At 36.7% G+C, this 19,651-nt stretch carries 18 protein-coding genes; 2 read left to right on the forward strand and 16 right to left on the reverse strand.

From position 1 onward, the window contains the following. Positions 1 to 84: 84 nt before the first annotated feature. Together DV702_RS07090 and ytxJ are read right to left on the reverse strand one after the other, a co-directional pair. Positions 85 to 684 carry a class I SAM-dependent methyltransferase gene (locus DV702_RS07090; RefSeq protein WP_114924138.1) on the reverse strand — a complete coding sequence of 200 codons (600 nt, stop codon included), beginning with the start codon at positions 682 to 684 and terminating at the stop codon, positions 85 to 87. 257 nt (positions 685 to 941) lie between these two features. Next, entirely contained in the window at positions 942 to 1,277 is a 336-nt protein-coding gene (gene ytxJ / locus DV702_RS07095; RefSeq protein WP_114924139.1) for a bacillithiol system redox-active protein YtxJ, read from the reverse strand. Positions 1,278 to 1,641: 364 nt separating this feature from the next. Between ytxJ and DV702_RS07100 the strand changes: the two genes are divergently transcribed. Together DV702_RS07100 and DV702_RS07105 are read left to right on the forward strand one after the other, a co-directional pair. Beyond that, positions 1,642 to 3,126 (forward strand): carotenoid oxygenase family protein, encoded by a 1,485-nt coding sequence (locus tag DV702_RS07100; protein ID WP_114924140.1) that lies wholly within the window; start codon positions 1,642 to 1,644, stop codon positions 3,124 to 3,126. A 159-nt stretch (positions 3,127 to 3,285) separates the two neighbouring features. Further along, the gene (locus tag DV702_RS07105) at positions 3,286 to 4,065 is read left to right on the forward strand and encodes an IclR family transcriptional regulator (protein ID WP_162805742.1); all 780 of its coding nucleotides are present in this window, start codon (positions 3,286 to 3,288) and stop codon (positions 4,063 to 4,065) included. A 44-nt stretch (positions 4,066 to 4,109) separates the two neighbouring features. Here the strand turns inward: DV702_RS07105 and groL are convergent, their stop codons facing one another. From groL to DV702_RS07175, 14 genes are all read right to left on the reverse strand, one after another. Continuing rightward, on the reverse strand, positions 4,110 to 5,735 hold the full coding sequence (gene groL / locus DV702_RS07110) for a chaperonin GroEL (protein ID WP_114924142.1): 1,626 nt from the start codon (positions 5,733 to 5,735) through the stop codon (positions 4,110 to 4,112). A 271-nt stretch (positions 5,736 to 6,006) separates the two neighbouring features. After that, positions 6,007 to 6,981 carry an electron transfer flavoprotein subunit alpha/FixB family protein gene (locus tag DV702_RS07115; RefSeq protein ID WP_114924143.1) on the reverse strand — a complete coding sequence of 325 codons (975 nt, stop codon included), beginning with the start codon at positions 6,979 to 6,981 and terminating at the stop codon, positions 6,007 to 6,009. A gap of 45 nt (positions 6,982 to 7,026) precedes the next feature. Next, on the reverse strand, positions 7,027 to 7,800 hold the full coding sequence (locus DV702_RS07120; protein ID WP_114924144.1) for an electron transfer flavoprotein subunit beta/FixA family protein: 774 nt from the start codon (positions 7,798 to 7,800) through the stop codon (positions 7,027 to 7,029). A 24-nt stretch (positions 7,801 to 7,824) separates the two neighbouring features. Then, positions 7,825 to 9,012 (reverse strand): thiolase family protein, encoded by a 1,188-nt coding sequence (locus DV702_RS07125; RefSeq protein WP_114924145.1) that lies wholly within the window; start codon positions 9,010 to 9,012, stop codon positions 7,825 to 7,827. Between the two features lie 3 nt (positions 9,013 to 9,015). Continuing rightward, positions 9,016 to 10,173, reverse strand: coding sequence for an acyl-CoA dehydrogenase family protein (locus DV702_RS07130; protein WP_114924146.1), 1,158 nt, complete (start codon positions 10,171 to 10,173; stop codon positions 9,016 to 9,018). Between the two features lie 29 nt (positions 10,174 to 10,202). Beyond that, positions 10,203 to 11,054 (reverse strand): 3-hydroxyacyl-CoA dehydrogenase, encoded by an 852-nt coding sequence (locus DV702_RS07135; RefSeq protein ID WP_114924147.1) that lies wholly within the window; start codon positions 11,052 to 11,054, stop codon positions 10,203 to 10,205. A gap of 25 nt (positions 11,055 to 11,079) precedes the next feature. Continuing rightward, on the reverse strand, positions 11,080 to 11,733 hold the full coding sequence (locus DV702_RS07140; RefSeq protein WP_114924148.1) for a 3-oxoacid CoA-transferase subunit B: 654 nt from the start codon (positions 11,731 to 11,733) through the stop codon (positions 11,080 to 11,082). Further along, complete coding sequence (locus DV702_RS07145) at positions 11,699 to 12,403, reverse strand: CoA transferase subunit A (RefSeq protein WP_114924149.1); 705 nt, start codon at positions 12,401 to 12,403, stop codon at positions 11,699 to 11,701. The genes DV702_RS07140 and DV702_RS07145 overlap by 35 nt, the downstream gene beginning before the upstream one ends. Before the next feature lie 36 nt (positions 12,404 to 12,439). Next, positions 12,440 to 14,143: a sigma 54-interacting transcriptional regulator gene (locus DV702_RS07150; protein WP_114924150.1), complete on the reverse strand. Its 1,704-nt coding sequence runs from the start codon at positions 14,141 to 14,143 to the stop codon at positions 12,440 to 12,442. Positions 14,144 to 14,283: 140 nt separating this feature from the next. Continuing rightward, positions 14,284 to 15,720, reverse strand: a complete 1,437-nt coding sequence (locus tag DV702_RS07155; protein WP_114924151.1) for an aldehyde dehydrogenase family protein — start codon at positions 15,718 to 15,720, stop codon at positions 14,284 to 14,286. Positions 15,721 to 15,750: 30 nt separating this feature from the next. Next, on the reverse strand, positions 15,751 to 17,244 hold the full coding sequence (locus DV702_RS07160; RefSeq protein ID WP_114924152.1) for a tripartite tricarboxylate transporter permease: 1,494 nt from the start codon (positions 17,242 to 17,244) through the stop codon (positions 15,751 to 15,753). 18 nt (positions 17,245 to 17,262) lie between these two features. After that, entirely contained in the window at positions 17,263 to 17,709 is a 447-nt protein-coding gene (locus DV702_RS07165; protein ID WP_114924153.1) for a tripartite tricarboxylate transporter TctB family protein, read from the reverse strand. Positions 17,710 to 17,847: 138 nt separating this feature from the next. Further along, positions 17,848 to 18,861: a Bug family tripartite tricarboxylate transporter substrate binding protein gene (locus DV702_RS07170; protein ID WP_114924154.1), complete on the reverse strand. Its 1,014-nt coding sequence runs from the start codon at positions 18,859 to 18,861 to the stop codon at positions 17,848 to 17,850. A gap of 30 nt (positions 18,862 to 18,891) precedes the next feature. Then, positions 18,892 to 19,650 carry an SDR family NAD(P)-dependent oxidoreductase gene (locus tag DV702_RS07175; protein WP_114924155.1) on the reverse strand — a complete coding sequence of 253 codons (759 nt, stop codon included), beginning with the start codon at positions 19,648 to 19,650 and terminating at the stop codon, positions 18,892 to 18,894. Between the last annotated feature and the right edge of the window lies 1 nt (position 19,651).

Genomic DNA, 19,651 nt, shown 5'->3' on the forward strand with positions numbered 1-19,651 from the left:
TCCTTTTAGGTTCTAGCTTAGAAATTAATACATATGTGTATATTGAATTTCATTTAACCCTTCCTAAATTAGGACGGGCTCTTTTTAACCCTTTTTCATATTTCGACATTTGATCGATAAAAACAATTTTGCATAAAGTGAGTGAATAGTTATTATTTCAATACCCGAATATGTAATTAGAGACACTGTATCACGGTTTAGCTGGCAGCCATCGCAAATTCTCGCCCAAAAAGGACTTAAAAAATCTTGAGCTTTCGCCAATATCTTTTGTTCCATTTGCACATGTTCAAAAAATAAAATTCTTGCATTTGGTTTACTGACACGTTGAATTTCCTGTAACGCTCGAAGCGGATTAGGAATCGTGCAAAAAACTAAAGTCGCGATGACAGTATCAAACGTATTATCATCAAACGGCAGCGATTCAGCTGAAGCTTCATGTAAAATAATGCGTACGTGTGAATTTCTTCCGCGCTTCACTGCCAGTTTATTCATTTTCGGATTTGGCTCAATTGCTACTACACATTGTGCTTGTTCATAGAAAGGGAAATTAATACCCGTTCCCGAACCAACTTCCAGCACCTTTCCCGTAGCCGAGCGCACTAATTCATTCCGTACTTTCTTAAAACTGGTTGCTTCGAAAGGGCGCATAGCTAGATCATAAATTTGAGGAAATATACTGGTCATTCTTAACTCTATCCTTTCTAAACGTTTCTTATATATAGAATGCGCATTATCATAGTAATTTAGAATAGTGGCACACTACTTATTTTACAAATAACAGGAAAAAGATGCTTACTATAAGCAATGATTTTATACATTAATACTTATCACAGAGAATTCTAAAGTAATGATACTACATTATCGCCTACATCATACAACTGTTATACTATCTTCTATGACTAAAAAAAACCTGCTTAATAAAGTAGGTTTTCATTTTATAGCTATTTTTGCGTCACATACGTTTCAACTGCCTCTTTCACTTTCTTTTCTTTAATATGATAATGCGTTGCCTGCCAAATTCCTCTTTTATCTTTTACTATTAATAGTTGAGGTGTTTCATGTTTAACACCAAGATCTGATTCAATAGCTTCTGATAACTTCTTATTTAGTTGAACGATCACTACATAGATCGGTAGCTTTGTTCGCAATTTCTGTAATTCCTTCTTTGCTGTTATACTTGCAAAACATGTCATACTTAATTTAAATAACAGAAACGGCTGATCATCTGACTTTTCGAGTAGTCTTCTCCATTCTTCTATTTTCTTAATACGATTCACTTTATTCTCTCCTTACGTACGTATGCTTTTAAAGTAGCTATGACCCATTCTATACATTCAAACGAACACTCGCTTACTTTTTGCTTATCAATAGAATGATTACTGATTCAGTTATGAATAGTTATTCAGAAGTGCCAGCTTGATAATTTTTCTTTTATAGATAAACTCAGTATTCTTATGATCAATAGCATTCATAAAAAATATCATATTGCACAATCTTCACTTCATAAATCATTAAATTAATTTTTCTAAAAAACATAAATATATTGACAAAATGCATAACTTCTTATATATTAAATATACATTCCTCATAGAGAAAGACTTTCCCTCAAGGGAATACAATAATAAAAAGGAGTTGGCTAATTTGATTAAAGTTCATAATGAGGTTAAAATAACTGTACCTGAAGAAACAGATAATCCCTTCTTAAAAGATTTATTTAAGCCAAATTCGAAAGAATATACAGCTGATACTGATTCATTAACAGTGTTAGGAGAAATACCAAGCGATTTGCATGGGATCTACGTAAGGAATACACATAACCAAGTACATGCGCCGATCGGAACATACCATCCTTTTGATGGGGATGGTATGTTACACGCTATTCATTTTGAAAATGGAAAAGCGACCTACAGAAATCGTTTTGTACGTACTCCTGGATTTCTAGCAGAACAAGCAGCAGGAAAATCTTTATGGCCTGGAATTTTAGAACCACATCTAGCTACTTATCGCGGATGGGGAGCTATCGGCGCTATGAAAGATAATGCTGGAACGGATGTACTCGGGCATGCCGGAAAACTAATTGCTAGTATGTCACAAGGCAGTGAACCTCATCGTTTAGATCCAATAACATTAGAACCTCTTGGGACGGATAGTTGGGGACGCGAACTGCAACCACATGGTATTGCATCTCATTATAAAGTAGATTTAAAAACAGGTGAAATGATGTTTTTTAATTACGGTCATTCCTATCCGTATATGAACTATGGTATTATTGATAAAAATAATCAACTTGCTCATTATGTTCCAATTGAATTGCCTGGTACGCGTTGGCCGCATGACATGGGCATTACAGAACATTATTCAATTTTACATGACTTACCTTTCTTCTTTGATGATGAATTATTGAAGAAAGGAATTAGAAAAAATGAATTTCACCCCGAAGTACCTGCTAGATTTGGTGTAATTCCAAGACATGGCGATAATTCCAAGATCAGATGGTTTGAAGCAACCTCATGCCATATTCTCCATGTAGCAAATTGCTTTGAAGACGGTGACGAAGTTGTCATGGATGCATGTGTATCATTTAATCCTAAAAAGCCTGCTGTCGGTGTTCAAGGCGGAGATCGTTTTCAAAAAATTATTGATCATTTGGATAAACACAATACACAGACACATATGTATAGATGGCGTTTCAACTTGAAAACTGGTAAAACAAAAGAAGAAGAAATTGATGATGAAGTCACAGAATTCCCAGTAGTAAGTAATGATTATCAAGGATATAAATATCGTTATAGCTATAACACCTTATTCAAAAAAGGTGAATGGTCGTTTATAGGGATTAAAAAATATGATCTATTGATGGGTACTGCGACAAAATATGAATATGGCGAGCATCGCTATGGAGATGAGCCACAAATAGCTCTAAATCGAGATGCCTCTGCAGAAGATGATGGATATATTATTACTTTAGTCACTGATACACAAGAGGATCGTTCAGAATGCCTTATTCTTCGCGCTGATGATATAGAAGCTGGACCTGTTGCGCGCATTATTCTTCCGGAAAGAATCCAGACCGGAACACATGCTTGCTGGGTAGAGGGAGATCGTATACACAACGAACGTGTATAATAACTGTTGAAAATGGATGTAAATCTCTTTACATACTCTGTCTAGAGTTTATAAGGAGATTTTTCCTCTTTATTTTATACATCTGAACCGTTTATACATTATTTTAATTCGAATCAAAAATTACGCTTACTAAGTTTTAGAAGAGGATGATTTATGCATATGGCCAATCATGTACCTGCAGTTGTAACTGCATTTAATATAGTAGAATTTTTATCGAAAAGCGAATGGAAATCTTCTTCTATGACACAAATATCAGAAATGTTGAATCTCAATAAAAGTACTTGTTTCCGGGTATTGAAAACGTTAGAATCTCTTGGATATATAAAATTTGATGATTTAACAAAGCAATATTCACTTGGCTATCGTTTTGTTGTCATTGGAGAACGTGCAAAACAAATGAATACATATATTTCAGCAGTTAGTACTATTTTAGAAAAAATTGCGCATCCAGAAATAACATTTGTCATTGTTAAGCGAACTTCTGATAACTTTTTAGCATATGTCGCTAAACAAGAACCAACTCTTCCAATCAGATTACAATTTAGCGGTGATATGTTCCCTATTCCATATGGTGCATTAGGTAAATGCTTTCTTTCCTATCTTCCAAAAGATGAACAAGTATCTATTTTAGAAAAACAACAAATTAATGGAGTGCTACCTCAATATACTACTCGAACAAACACATCACTAGCGCAACTTCAAAATGAACTTGAAACCATTCGAAGCACAGGTTTTGCGGAAAGTGATATGGAATACATAGATACGATTTCTTCAATTGCCTGTCCAATTCTCGATGAAAATGGAGAGATAATTCTTGGTTTGGGTGCTTACATATTAAGTCATTATAAACCGTTGATTGATACTGATAGCGTGAAAAAACTATTGAAATCGACTGCAGAGGAAATTTCTGAAGCAATTATCGGCTTAGAAATCTATTAAAAAGGTCAAGTAGCGGATTTTAAAAATACGCTACTTGATCTTTTTTAATGCATATGACCATGTCCCATTGCTGCATCCATAGATTCTTCTTCAGTGCCAGGTAAATTCGCAACTGCCACTTCTGTTGTAAGTAATAATGCTGCTACAGATGCTGCATGTTGAAGTGCAAAGCGCGTTACTTTTGTCGGGTCAATAATACCGGCATGAATCATATTCACCCATTTGTCTTCTTCTGCATTATAACCAATTCCTACATCCGCTCTCTTCAATTGATCTACAATAATCGACCCTTCAAGTCCAGCATTAATAGCAATCTGTCTAATCGGCTCTTCTAGTGCTCTTAAAACAATCTTGACTCCAGTTGCCGGATCACCATCCAACTCATCTAGAGCTTTTTCAACATCATGATACGTATTGATAAGCGCAGTCCCACCCCCCGCTAAGATTCCTTCTTCTATCGCAGCTCTTGTTGCATTTAGCGCATCTTCAATTCTTAATTTTCTTTCGCGCAGTTCTGTTTCAGTTACTGCCCCCACTTTAATTACTGCAATACCTCCCGCTAACTTTGCGAGACGTTCTTTAAGTTTTTCAACATCAAATTCTGAATCAGTCTCTTCTAATTGACGTCTTATCGACTGAACTCTTTCATTAATATGATCCGTACTTCCCTTACCATTGACGATTATCGTTTTATCTTTAGAAACAATTACTTTTGATGCACTTCCAAATTGATCCAAATCGGCTGATTTCAAATCGGTACCCAAATCTTCAGCAATTACATATCCGCCCGTCAACACTGCAATATCTTCGAGCATCGCTTTTCTCCGTTCACCAAAGCCTGGTGCTCGAACTGCGACAGCTTGAAACGTTCCACGTAATTTGTTGACAACAAGTGCAGCCAAAGCCTCCCCTTCTATATCTTCAGCAATCATTAAAAGAGGACGACTTGTTTTCATTACTTTTTCTAGAATCGGAACAATATCAGCAACTTTCATTATCTTTTTATCAGTCAGTAAGATATAGGGATTATCGAGAATAGCTTCCATGCTATTCATATCCGTCGACATATAGGATGATGCATAGCCACGATCAAATTGCATACCTTCAACTACTTCTAATTCAGTATTGAAACCTTTTGACTCTTCAATTGTAATAACACCTTCACGTCCGACACGTTCCATAGCTTCAGATAGCAATTTACCAATTTCATGATCTCCTGAAGATATCGAGGCTATTTGTGCAATTTCTTTTTTACTGTTAATTTTATGTGAGTTCTGTTTAAGTGAACTTACAGCTATTTCTACAGCCTTTTCAATTCCTCGACGAATCCCTACTGGGTTAGCACCTGCAGTTATATTTTTAATACCTTCACTAATCATCGCCTGTGCAAGCACAGTAGCAGTCGTCGTTCCATCTCCTGCCATATCATTCGTTTTTGAAGCTACTTCAGCGACGAGTGTAGCGCCCATGTTTTCATATGGATCAGCCAACTCAATTTCTCTAGCAATCGTTACACCGTCATTAGTAATCAATGGAGAACCAAAGTGTTTTTGTAAGACAACATTACGTCCTTTGGGGCCTAAAGTAACTTTAACCGCATCCGCTAATTTGTTGACACCTCTGAGCATGGCATGACGCGCATCCTCATTAAACTTAAGTTCTTTAGCCATTTCGCCACCCCTTTCTTTTAGCAATAACTGAATAGAGTGCAATATGTTAATATAATATGAGAAAGATTTCAATCAAAATTTCAATACTTTTCTTCGGAAAATCAACAAGCTTGCTAACAATACTTATTATTCTTCAATCACTGGCAAAATCACACTCATTATTCATACAGAATCATTTATACTATAGAGTCGCAAGTTCTCACAATGTCCTCAGCTATGAGTTATATTGTTTCCCATACACTTACAAGATTGAAATAAATTTTTGTATGAATTAATGTACTTTGACTTGCTCTAGTTCTTCAATCAGAATAGGAAGAACATCAAATAAGTCTCCTATTATGCCATAATCGGCAACTTTAAAGATATTTGCCTCTGGATCTTTATTGATTGCTACAATAATTTTAGAATTGGACATACCTGCCATATGTTGAATAGCACCAGATATACCTACTGCTATATAAAGATCCGGAGTAACAACTTTCCCTGTCTGGCCTATTTGTAATGAGTAGTCACAATAGTCCGCGTCACACGCGCCACGCGACGCCCCAACCGCACCACCTAAAATATCTGCCAGTTTCTGTAGCATCTCAAAGCCTTCCTCTCCTTTGAGTCCCCGTCCACCAGCTACTACGACTTTTGCTTCTGAAAGATCGATACCTTTTGTTGATTTTCTTACAACTTCTTTAATAATAGAACGAATATTTTGAATATCTACCAAAATAGAGGATATATCGCCTGATCGACTTGGGTCACGATCAAGTGGTTTTATGTTATTAGGACGAATAGTAATGAATTGCATATGTTCTTTACTTCTAACTTTTTCAAATGCTTTACCTGAGTAGATGGGGCGAATGAATAGTAATTCCTCACCTTCTCCTTCAATGGCAGTGACATCGGAGATTAAACCAGTTGACAATTTACTTGCGATTTTCGGTGACAAATCTTTACCAAGTGCTGTATGACCAAAAACGATTGCATCAGGCTTTTCTTGTTCATAGACTGCAAGGAATGCTTGCCCATAACCATCTGGCGTATATTGTTTCAATTGCGGATGCTCGGAGATAATTACACGGTCAGCACCATAATGATACATTTCTACCGCTATCTCTTTAACAGCATCTCCAAATACGACACCAACTACTTCTGCATCAGCGAATATCTTCTTTGCTGCCGCAATTGCTTCGAATGATACATTTCGCAAAGTACCTTCTCGTACTTCACCGAGTACTACTATTTTTTTAGACATCTATGTTCCTCCTACAATTTATAGTTAACGTTCGTATTATTTAATTTATATAATTTTTGCCTCTGTACGCAATAATCCAACTAATTCTTTCACTTGATCGTTCGTTTCACCATCTAGCACACGCCCCGCTGCTTTTTCGGGTGGTAAAAAAATCTCTACCGTTTCCGTTTTTGGAGCGACATCATCCTCATCTATTTCCAAGTCGTCCAGCTCTAATTCTTCAAGCGGTTTTTTCTTTGCTTTCATTATGCCTGGAAGAGATGGATAGCGTGGTTCGTTTAGTCCTTGTTGCGCAGTAATCAGTAAGGGTAGTGACGTCTCGATCGTTTCTGAGTCACCTTCTACGTCTCTAACTAGTTTTACATCTTTGCCATCTACTTTCAAACTAGTGATTGTCGTGACATAATTGATATCAAGTAGTTCTGCGACACGCGGACCCACTTGCCCTGATCCACCATCAATTGCCACATTTCCTGCTAGAATTAAATCCACTTGTTTATCTTTTAAATATTCTGCCAATATATTTGCTACTGTAAATTCATCCATTTCATCTAAGTCGTCTTCTGTATTAATTAGTACTGCTTTATCAGCGCCCATTGCAAGAGCAGTACGGAGCTGTTTCTCAGCTTCTTCATTACCGATTGTTACAACAACAACTTCTCCACCATTCTCATCACGCACTTGGATTGCTTCTTCAATGGCGTATTCATCGTAAGGGTTAATAATGAACTCTGCTCCGTCTTCCGCAATCTCACTATTTGTAACTGTAATCTTTTCTTCTGTATCAAATGTTCTTTTTATAAGCACATAAATATTCATCAAATTTCCTCCCTATTTCTTATCTCAATGCATATTTTCTACGATAGTTGTAATACCTTGTCCACCGCCGATACAAAGGGTAACAAGTCCATACTTCACATTTCGTCTTTTCATTTCTGCTAAAAGCTTTGTCATCAAAATAGCTCCTGTCGCACCAATTGGATGTCCTAGCGCAATAGCACCTCCGTTGACATTTACAATATCCATATCAATATTCAATTCTTTGATAACCGATAGAGCTTGAGCTGAGAAAGCTTCGTTTAATTCAATAAGACCAATATCTTTCATCGTAAGTCCGCATTGCTCTAGCGCTTTCTTTGTAGAAGTGACGGGGCCAATTCCCATAATTTCAGGTGAAACACCACTAACTGCTTGTGAAAGAATTTTCGCTTCAGCTTTTAACCCATACTCTTTCAATTTCTCTTCAGACATGAGTAAAAGTGCAGAAGCGCCGTCATTCCGACCACTAGCATTGCCCGCGGTGACTGAACCCCCCTCTTTAAATACAGCTTTTAATTTACTTAACTTTTCAATCGTTGTAGAGCGAGGATGTTCATCTTCTCGAAATATAGTGACTCCTTTTCTCCCTTTTACTTCAAAAGGAACAATTTCTTCAGAGAAACGCCCTTCTCTAATTGCCCTAGCTGCAAGATTTTGACTTCTAAGTGCAAATTCATCTTGTTCTTCACGTGAGATATTAAATTGTTCAGCTAGATTTTCTGCTGTATACCCCATCGTTAAATCACCGTATATCTCTACTGGCTGAGAACAAGGTTGACTCTCCGTATTTGGATCTAGTAACATACCATTTCCTGCACTATAACCAAAGCGAGCATTTCGTAAATAATAAGGTGCAGTACTCATACTTTCTGCTCCACCTGCAATGATTACATCGGACAGACCTAATCTGATTTGCTGATCAGCATTATTAATTGCTTGTAGACCCGAACCACATTGACGATGAACAGTATATCCAGGAATTTCTACGGATAAACCCGCTCGTAGCGTAGCAAGTCTTGCTAGGTTTGACGTATCTGCACTTTGCTTCGCCTGACCAATAATCACTTCATCTACCGATACATCCGCATTTGTACGCTTCATCACTTCGCGAATTACCGCTTCTGCTAAGTGGTCAACTGGCACGTCTTGAAGGGCTCCTCCTAATTTTCCAATAGCCGTTCTAACGGAGTGGACGATGTAAGTATCTCGCATTGCTTATCTCCCCTTTGCATACTCGCGAATAAGTTCACTAGCTATAATATTACGTTGAATTTCCGATGTACCTTCGTAAATTTTTGTAATTCGAGCATCACGGAAGTAACGTTCAATTGGATATTCTGCAACATACCCAACTCCACCATGAATTTGCACTGCTGCATCTGCAATACGGTTATATACTTCGGAACCAAACAATTTAGCTATTGCCGCCTCACGTACTACACGCATTTTTTGATCTGTCATCCACGCTGCACGATACGTCATAGAACGCAATACTTCTATTTGCATACTAATATCAGCAAGCATATGTTGAATCACTTGCACTTCGATGATTGGTTTACCAAATTGTTCACGTTCATGAGTGTAATCCATACAGTGTTCTAATAGTTTTACACAAGAACCTAAATTACGTGCTGCCAATCCAGCACGGCCATTTGCCAAAATTTTCAACGCATTAATGTAACCTTGTCCTTCTTCACCTAATACATTTTCTTCAGGAACTTCCATATTCTCGAAAAATAGTTCTGCAGAATGAGAACCTTTTAGTCCCATCTTCTTTTCAATTGATCCTAGTGAAAAACCAGGCATATCTTTTTCTACAATAAACGAAGTAATTCCTTTCGCTCCTTTTGAGCTGTCTGTTACAGCCATGACAGTAAATACATGTGCATCGACAGCATTCGTTATGTAATGCTTAGATCCATTAATGATATATTTATCACCTTTTTTTACAGCTGTCGTTTTCAAGTTAGCCGCATTTGATCCTGCACTCGGTTCCGTCAGTGCGAATGCACCAATCCATTCACCTGTCGCCATTTTCGGTAAGTATTTTTTCTTTTGCTGTTCATTACCTAGTTCTACAATCCCTACACTTCCGATGCCCGTATGCGCGCCGATTAATGTGGTATAACCATTATGTGTTTTACCTAGTTCCTCGTAAATTGCACATTTGTCTACCATACTTAATCCTAAGCCGCCGTACTCTTCTGGAATGCTGAGTCCGAAAAGACCCATCTCTTTTGACATTTCTACTATTCTTTCTGGAATATGATCATTTTCTTCAATTTCCATTGCTACTGCTTCTACTTCTTCTTTAACAAATTTACGTACTATTTCCTGTAAAAACTGAATATCCTCTGATAAGTTAAAATCCATTATTATTATCCCCTTTTGATTTCAAATTTTCATTTAGTTTCATAGTCATAAAATCCTTTGCCACTCTTCTTTCCTAATCTCCCGGCCTTTACATACTTCGTCAATAATGGACAAGGACGGTATTTTTCTCCTAAAGTCGCATATAAGTACTCCATATTGCGTAAACGTGTATCTAAACCTACTAAATCTGCTAATTCTAATGGTCCCATTGGATGATTTAGCCCTAGCTTCATTGCTTGATCAATATCTTTCGCTGTTGCAACGCCTTCCATTAACATATTCATTGCTTCATTTCCGATTAAACAATTCATGCGGGAAGTAACAAAACCGGGGAATTCATTAACTTCCACAGCTGTTTTCCCTAATGATTCTGTGTATTCTTTAATTAAATTAACTGTATCATCGGAAGTTTCCAAACCACGGATCACTTCTACTAACTTCATTTTGTGAACCGGATTAAAGAAATGCATAGCAACTACTTTATGTGAACGACTTGTTTGTGCACCAATTTCAGTTGGACTCATTGTCGATGTATTCGTAGCTAATATCGCTTCTGGTTTACAAATCTCATCAAGCTGTTTAAAAATCTTGATTTTCAGATCCATTCTTTCTAAAACTGCTTCAATCACTAGATCTGATTCCTTTGCAGCTGTTGACAAATCTGATTCAAAATAGAGATTCCTTTCAGCCGCTTTGCATTGTTGTTCTTCTAGAAAGCCTCTTTTCACACTATTGTTAAGTAGCGCGTGGATTTCTTTTTTAGCCTTTCCAAGCACTTCTTCGTTTAAATCATTTAAATACACACGATATCCTGCCGTTGCAAATGCGTAAGCAATCCCTTTTCCCATGACACCCGCGCCTACTACTGTGACTTGTTTCACAATTTAACCACCTTTTTCTAATATTTCAATTTACTACTGGTGCAGTAACAACTTCAAATTCAGCAGCTGTAATTTCTTTTAATTTATCAACTGTTATATCTGATAAAATTTCTACTAATTTCATCTGTCCTTGAGTAAATGTAAATACCGCATGCTCAGTTACAACCATGTCTACTGTACGGCTACCACTAGAAGGATATGTTAACTCTTTGACTAATTTAGGACTTCCATCTTTAGCAGTATGTAGCGTTGCAACAATAATCTTTTTAGCGCCAGATACTAAATCCATCGCTCCTCCAACACCTAGAATTGTTTCTCCAGGCACTGCCCAATTAGCAATTTCTCCATTTTGATCGACTTGCAATGCACCGAGGACTGCTATATCAATATGACCGCCACGAATCATAGCAAATGAGTCGGAACTATCAAACAAAGACGCTCCAAGGTCTGCCGTGATAGGTTTTTTGCTAGCACTTATCAGATCCATATCAATTTCAGTATCAGCAGGTGTAGGACCCATCCCTAGCAATCCATTTTCCGACTGTAAATAAAGTTTTTTATCTCCTAAATAATCCGGAATTAATGTCGGTATTCCTACTCCTAAATTAACGGCCTGTCCTTCCTTCAGCTCTTTCACAATCCGTTTAGCAATCGTTATACGCTCTGCTTGACTCGACATATCTTCCCTCCTTCTTCACATACTTACTCAGTACAATATAATCGACGTATACATGCGGAGTAACGATATCGCCTGGTGAGAGATCACCTACTTCAACAATTTCATCTACTTCGGCGATAACAATGCTACTCGCCGTTGCCATCACAGCATTAAAATTACGACTAGTCGCTTCATATACTAAATTTCCTAATTGATCTGCTTTTTTTGCTTTAATAAGTGATACATCGCCTTTAATCGCTTTCTCCAAAATATATACTTCACCATCAATTTCTTTTTCTTCTTTTCCTTCAGATAACTTCGTGCCTACAGCCGTCTTCGTATAAAAACCACCGATACCCGCCCCACCGCAACGGATTGCTTCAGCCAACGTCCCTTGAGGAACAAGTTCAATTTCTAGAAGACCCGCTGACCAATCTCTCACTGCATCCCGGTTAGTTGTAAAATAAGAACCGACAGCTTTTTTTAATTGGCGCTTAAACAATAACTTACCAAGGCCTTTTCCTTCTTCACCTAAATTATTACTAACAACAGTCAAGTCTTTTAACGGGGAATCTGCAATTGCATCTAATAAACTCAAAGGCGTTCCGGAAAGACCAAAACCGCCAACAAGCAATGTATCACCGTTTTTAATATAATTTATAGCATCTGTATGGGAAATAATCTTTACCACTAAAGCTTGTCCCCTTTCTTTTGAATAACAAATATATTATTCCAGTTCTAGTTTTTTTATCTTTCTGAAAACTGTAGATGGATTTACTTGTAAAACATTAGCGATTTCTTTGGAAGTTTTGAATTTTGTACTTGCTAGCTGTATTAATTCCTTCTCTAATTCTTCTACCGCTTCACGTAACGGCATGATTTTATTGATATAAACTGGTTTCTCATCTCCAAGTAAAGCGGCAACTGCTTCTACATGTATTTTTCTTGAAGTAGAAATAAACAAATGTTCTAGCACATGAAATAATTCTCGTTCATTTCCCGGCCAATGATATGTAACAAGGCGGGATAATGCTTCTTTTTCAATCAACAAATCCTTATTATATCTTTTCGTGAGTTCTGCCCATTTTTGTTGTAGTAGCTCAGATAAATCTTCCTTACGTTCCCTAAGGGGGGGCATAGTAAATGTTACGATATGTAGCATGTAGTATAAATCCTCATTAAATTTTCCTTGTGCTACATATTTTTTTAAATCCTTATGAGTAGAAACAATTAGTCGCACATCGACAATTTTTCTCTCTAAAGTATTTTCCATTTCAACTGATTGACTTTTCAGAAGTCGAAGCAATTTAACTTGAACGAACATGGGCATTTGATCAATATTACGTAAAAAAATAGTACCCCCATCTGCCTGTTCGAAGCATCCAACTACATTTTGTCGTTCATTTGCCCTCTCATAATATCCGAATAATTCTTGGTCTAATTCTTTTTCAGAAAGTATTGAGCAATCTATAGTAAGGTACGGAGCATTTTTTCTATCACCCATTTCAATAATGGTAGAAGCTATTTTCTCTTGTTCTGTACCTTGTTCTCCTTGTATTAAGATTGTCACTTCTGTCTGAGAGGCTTGGTGCATTTGCGAATGTAAAATTTTCATTGAATCGGAATATAAAATGAGTGGATCTCGTTGTTCTTTATCTGCTAAACGTCTTTGCATCGTTACTAGCTTTGACTTTAACTCATCAACTGACGAAATTTCTTCGACAAACAAAACCACTCTTTCTACCACGCCTTTTTCATTTAAAATCGGATAACCTGACAACGTATATTTCTTTTTTGATTCTGGATGTTTTTGAGTGATTTTGTATTCTTGTTTCGAGCATATAATGTCATAAACAATTTTACGGAATTCTGATTGCTTCCGATTAAAACCAGTTGTAAAATATATTCGATCAAATTCTAAATTTTTACGAATAATCATACCAGCTGAGTCTACAATGCATATTCCAGATTGAGAATGATTCATAATCGTTTCAATTTCATCGACCAATTGCCTCACAGTCGACAATTCATTCGATATCATTTCCACTTCCGCGATTTCCTGGAAAACCCCAACTGCACCCACTAATTTTTTCCCTTCAAATATTGGCGATCGATGTGCTAGATATTTACGATTACCCACTGTATACTTTTCAGAATGTCGTTCACCAGTTCGGATGACATTTAAAAGACCTGATGGAGCAACAACCTCATTCAGAAACTTTCCAATGGCTTCGTCTTTTTTAGTTTTTGCCATTCTTTCAGCAGCAGGATTCATCGCAGTTATTTTACCTTCTACATCGATAGAAAGAATTCCATTGTGCACAGAATTAAATATGGCGTCTAAATTCATATAATTTTGTTTATGATCTGTTTCCTCATTCTGACGACGTTCGACACTTTCAGCGATATTTTGATTACTTACGACAGTCACCCCCTTCAGATGCACGTTTCTATTGCACAAATGCAATGATTACACTGTTTTTTTTGATTTTCTAAAAGGATTTTCATGGTCGAAATATTTTTATCGCATAATTGCAACAGTTAAAGCAAAAAAAATTCTTTTGAAATGAATTATTCATACCACCAAGCAGATTTTTCTGTTGAATGATTGCTGAAAAGTACCTTCCTGCGGACAAATCGTTTAATAGATGATATGCCTATTCTTGAACCACCTAATCCAGAAGATTTAAACGATGTCTTTTCCATATCTAACTCATCACCGATAAAGAATGGTGAAAGTCCAGTGTCATTAATACTAATACCACCAACATCTACTTTTTGTGCAATTTGCTCGCCCTCTTCAATAGTTCCTGCAAACACAGCACCGCTTAAACCATATTTCGAGTCATTCGCAAGTTCAATAGCTTCTTCAATTGTTTGAAATGTAATAACAGGCATAATTGGTCCAAATGTTTCTTCTTGTATTAGCTTCATATTAGAAGTTACATTCGTTACAACTGTTGGTCTGCACCAAAGTCCTCCATCTATAATTTGGATTTCACCACCACAATGTATTACTGCTCCTTTTTCCACAGCATCATCTAAATGAGCTTTAATAATTTCCGCTTGAGGTGCAAATATGATGGGACCAATTTCACCACTTTCTGGAGTTGGATAAGCAAGCTTCAATTTATTGGCTTTCTCCGTCAACTTTTCGACAAATTCTGTTTCAATAGATTCTGCTACATAAATTCTTTCTAGGGAATAACATTGATGTCCTACTCCAAGTACAGATCCTACAAGAATTGCCGATGTAGCTCGATCAATATCCGCTGTCTCCGTTACAATAACTGGGTCTTTTCCACCTAATTCTAAAAATGCTGGAATAAAACGCTCTGCAGCTCTAACCGCTACTTTACGACCTGTTGAGACACTTCCCGTAAAGCATATCATGTCAATATGTTCAATTAGCTCGGCACCCGTTTCACCTGCACCTGTAACATATTGCATTACTTTTGCTAACTCTGGAACACGCTCGATCGATTCCATCATTGGTTTAATAAAACGCGGTGTGATTTCACTAGGTTTTATCACAACAGCACAGCCAGATAATAATGCGGGTATAGCATCCATGAGTGAAAGTGATAGCGGAAAATTCCAAGGACTAATTACACCAACTAATTGATAAGCAGAATAATCACTTGTCGCTTTCACAGTAGATATAGAAGTATCCTGTGTTGATGTTTTAAATTGTTCAATTGCAATTTTGCTCCATCGATCCACCCATTTAGATATATTATCTACTTCACGAAGACTTTCCCTTATTCTTCCTGTATCTGCTACATTGGCAGATAATAAGTCTTCTCTTGAAAGTTGCAAGGAATCTTTCCATTGTTTTAGTACTTCTACTCTACCGCTGACACCCATTGCCTCCCAAGCGAACTGATTTGTCCGTAGATTTTCACAAAGCTCTTGTAGTTCTTCTTTAGAAGGTATAGCTATTTGATAATCACTTTGACCTGTTCGCGGATTACGTACCTCTATAAATTCACTACCGTTCCCCGACATATTTCCATCTCCTTTACAATCTTTATTTAGTCAAATATTTAATGAAGTTTTTTTCTTATTACGGTACTTGTTAATATTTGGGACAATAATGATCAGTGCAATTAATACAAGCAGTATGATGGAGTAAATTCTCGTATAAAAAATTGAAAAATCACCATTAGAAATAATTAATGCACGTCTAAAACTTTCCTCTATAATAGGAGCTAAAACAAATGCAATGATTAGTGTTGGCATTGAAAACTTTGCTTCTATTAGGAGATAACATATAACACCGATGAGCAAAGCTACCCATAAGTCGAAAAACAATCCATTTGCAGCAAATACACCAATAATCGTGATCAAGTAAATAAACGGTACTAAGATAGGATTTGGCAAAATTAGCGCTCTAGCAAATAATGATGTTACATAACGTCCCATTACATACATTGCGACCGTAGATAACAATATACCAAATAGAATGCCGTATACTAAATCTGAGTTGTTTTGGAAAATACGAGGTCCAGGCTGAACACCATGAATGATAAACGCCCCCATAATAATTGCCGGCGCAACAGATCCTGGAATTCCTAGTGCTAACAAAGGAATCATTGAAGATGCAACAGTCGCATTATTAGCTGATTCTGGCGCTGCAATTCCTTCTGGATGTCCTGTTCCAAACTTCTCGGGTGTTTTTGATGTTTTCTGAGCAACTACATAAGAAAACCAAGATGCAGATACAGCACCAAGACCAGGTAAAATCCCTAGAACAACACCTAATATCGATCCAATAATTGTGGATTGGGAGACGTCTCGTAATTCTCGGAGTGTAATTTTTGTGTTTAAATTTTGTTTTCCAACATCATGAACTTTACGTAGCTCTAAATTGATAAGTTTAAATATTTCTGGAAAAGCAAAAACTCCTACTAGAATAGGTAAAATACCTACTCCTTCTAATAACTCTGCTTGTCCCATTGTAAAACGCTGTTCACCTGTAAACATATCCATACCTATTGTGCCGATCATCAATCCAAGCATCATAGAGATAAGTCCCTTAATTGCATTCTTAGAACTAATCATAGATACGGCAATCAAACCTAAAATTCCAATTAAGAAGTATTCAGGTTCAGATAATTTTAAAGCAAATTTCGCAAAAGGTTGTGCTAAAAATATCAATGCAAGACCACCTGCGAATGCACCTATTGTAGATGCTGTTAAAGAATAGCCAAGAGCCTTACCAGGATATCCCTTTTTAGCCATTGCACTACCATCCAATATTGTAGCTGCAGCTGCCGGAGTACCTGGAATACCTAGTGCAATGGAAGAAATAGAACCGCCATACTCAGCAGCTTGAAATGCGGAAAGTAATAATAACACTGCGGCTACAGGCTCCATACTGTATGTTAAAGGAAGCAAAACAATCATCGCCATAATGGCACCTAGTCCTGGAAGTGCACCGAAAATGAGGCCGACAGTTGTCCCTAATAAAATGGCAAGTAAATTGCCAATAGAAAATAAAGTTAAAATATCAAATCCAAAAATGGTCATAGCATGCGCCTCTCTTCTCTAAAACTGAACGCTCATTACTTTTTCGAAAACAAAGTAAATAAAAATTGTCATCGACAATGACAATATACTTAATGTGAAAATACCTTTACTAAAAATAGGACGTGGCTTAAATAGCATAAACAGACTCAACATGAAAACAAATGTTAGTGGATAGAAAAATCCAAAGTTACTCCAAAGCAAGAAGTAGACAACGGTTAATCCGATAGAAATAAGCACTAAATGAATATTTCCTAAATCTACTTTATAATCTTTTGCTTTAATCGTTTGAAAGAGACTAATGATACAAAGGATAATAAAGGTTACTGAAATAATTCTCGGAAAATAGCCCGCATCTATACTTCCTTCTCCGTTAAGTTTCAAAAAAGAATTACTTAGTTTGAAATAGTAGCTAGCAATTGCAATAAAAACTACTAATATAACCATAGTTAATTTCTTACCGCTCATATATACCCTCCTTAACAATAGCTAATATTACTAAAAGACAAAAGGCACGAGAGTGAGATTTAAGAAATTTTTCCAATTTCCCACGCACATGCCAATTTAAAATTTATCTTAGTTTTATCAAATCTACTTTACTTACAATCATTTCGCGCCTAAGTTATTCGTTTCGATAACTTTTTTAGCAATCTCATAGTTATTTTGAATTAATGATTCAAAATCTTTCAATCCGGTACCTTCTGGCTCTAATTTTAGTCCTTCATAGAATTCAACGACTTTTGGATCTTTGAATGCTTCAGTAAAAGCTTCATATAAGATCTTTGCAACGTCTTCATCCATACCTTTTGGTCCAAAAACACCCGAAGATGGATCGGAAAATACTTCATCATAACCAAAGTCTGTTAAGAGAGGTACGTCCGGAAATGCTGAATATCTTGTATCACCTAGAAAAACAATAGGCTTTAGATCACCATTTTCTACATATTCCTGTACTTCATGTGCTTGAATAACTATTCCATCTATATGTCCACCTAGCAATGAAGTTAATGCTGAAGATGTTCCATCAAATGGAACCATTTTCGTATCGATATTCGCATTAATATTTAATGCTTCCATTGTTAAATGCTGTGAACTTCCATTTCCAGGTGTTCCATAGGTAAACTTCCCTGGATTTTTTTGAACATATTCTAACCATTGCTCAAATGTATCCCATTCAGCATCTTCACTTACCATCAGCATTGATTGACTAGCTTGTACATTAACAATCGGTGTAAAATCTTCATGGGTATAAGATGCTGTTCCAAATAGATTTTGGTAAGCAATTGTTGGCACTGTTGAATAAAGAATTTGGTAACCATCTGGTTTTGCGTTTGATACTGTAGTTGATCCAACTACACCAGTACCACCAGGTTTATTGACGACAACTACATTCACTTTATTTGGCAAATACTTCGGTAAGACACTTGCGATAATACGCATTGACGTGTCTGTAGTACCGCCTGGAGGAAATGGAACGACAATTTCAATATCTTTTTCAGGATAAGTTGATTTCCCATCTGATGGAGTTTTACCATCATCTCCAGCATTTTCTTTGTTCGTTCCACAAGCAGCTAACAAGACCATTAAAGCTGTTAGCATAAGTATAAATAGTTTTTTCATAGTTTCTCTCCTTTTTATGTTTCATTATTTTTAAGAAATTCTGCGCCCACCACTTACTTCAATAGTTTCTCCAACTACATAACTTGAATAAGGAGAAGCTAAGTATAAAACAGCTCCCGCAATTTCATCAGCTGTTCCTGAACGCTTTAATGGAATGTTACTGAAAATATGTTCATAAGAATCTAATGGTGCAGAACTGTTATGGAATGGTGTATCAATCAATCCTGGCGAAACAGCATTTACTAAAATATTATGAGCAACCATTTGTTTTGCGAGCGAGCGAGTAAGAGAAGATACACCACCTTTTGCAGCTGCGTACGCTGCCCCTTCCGGCGTGCCTCCTGTCCTTTCAACATTTGAAGTAATATTGATAATTCTACCTTCTCCTTGTTTTTTAATCAGAGGAAGCGCCGCTTGGGTGACTAGAAACACAGACTTCAGATTGACCGCAATAATACGCTCCCAGTCGTCCTCTTCAATGTCCTCGAATTTTGCTTTTTTCACAAAAGCGCCTACATTGTTAACCAAAATATCGATATGGCCAAAATGTTCTTCAATTTTTCCCATCATTTTTTCTACGTCTTTTTTTATTGTGACATCGCCATCTACCAGCAATACGTCATGACCCTCTTCGAGTAAATCTGTAATCATTGCTTCATCCTCAACTGTCTTTTTGTAGCCATGAATTACTACTTTTCCACCATGTGATAAAAACTGACGTGCAATCGCATTTCCAATTCCTGTTGTACTTCCTGTAATCATTGCTACTTTACCATCAAATGAAAACATT

It is taken from the genome of Sporosarcina sp. PTS2304 (genome assembly GCF_003351785.1).
GTDB lineage: Bacteria > Bacillota > Bacilli > Bacillales_A > Planococcaceae > Sporosarcina.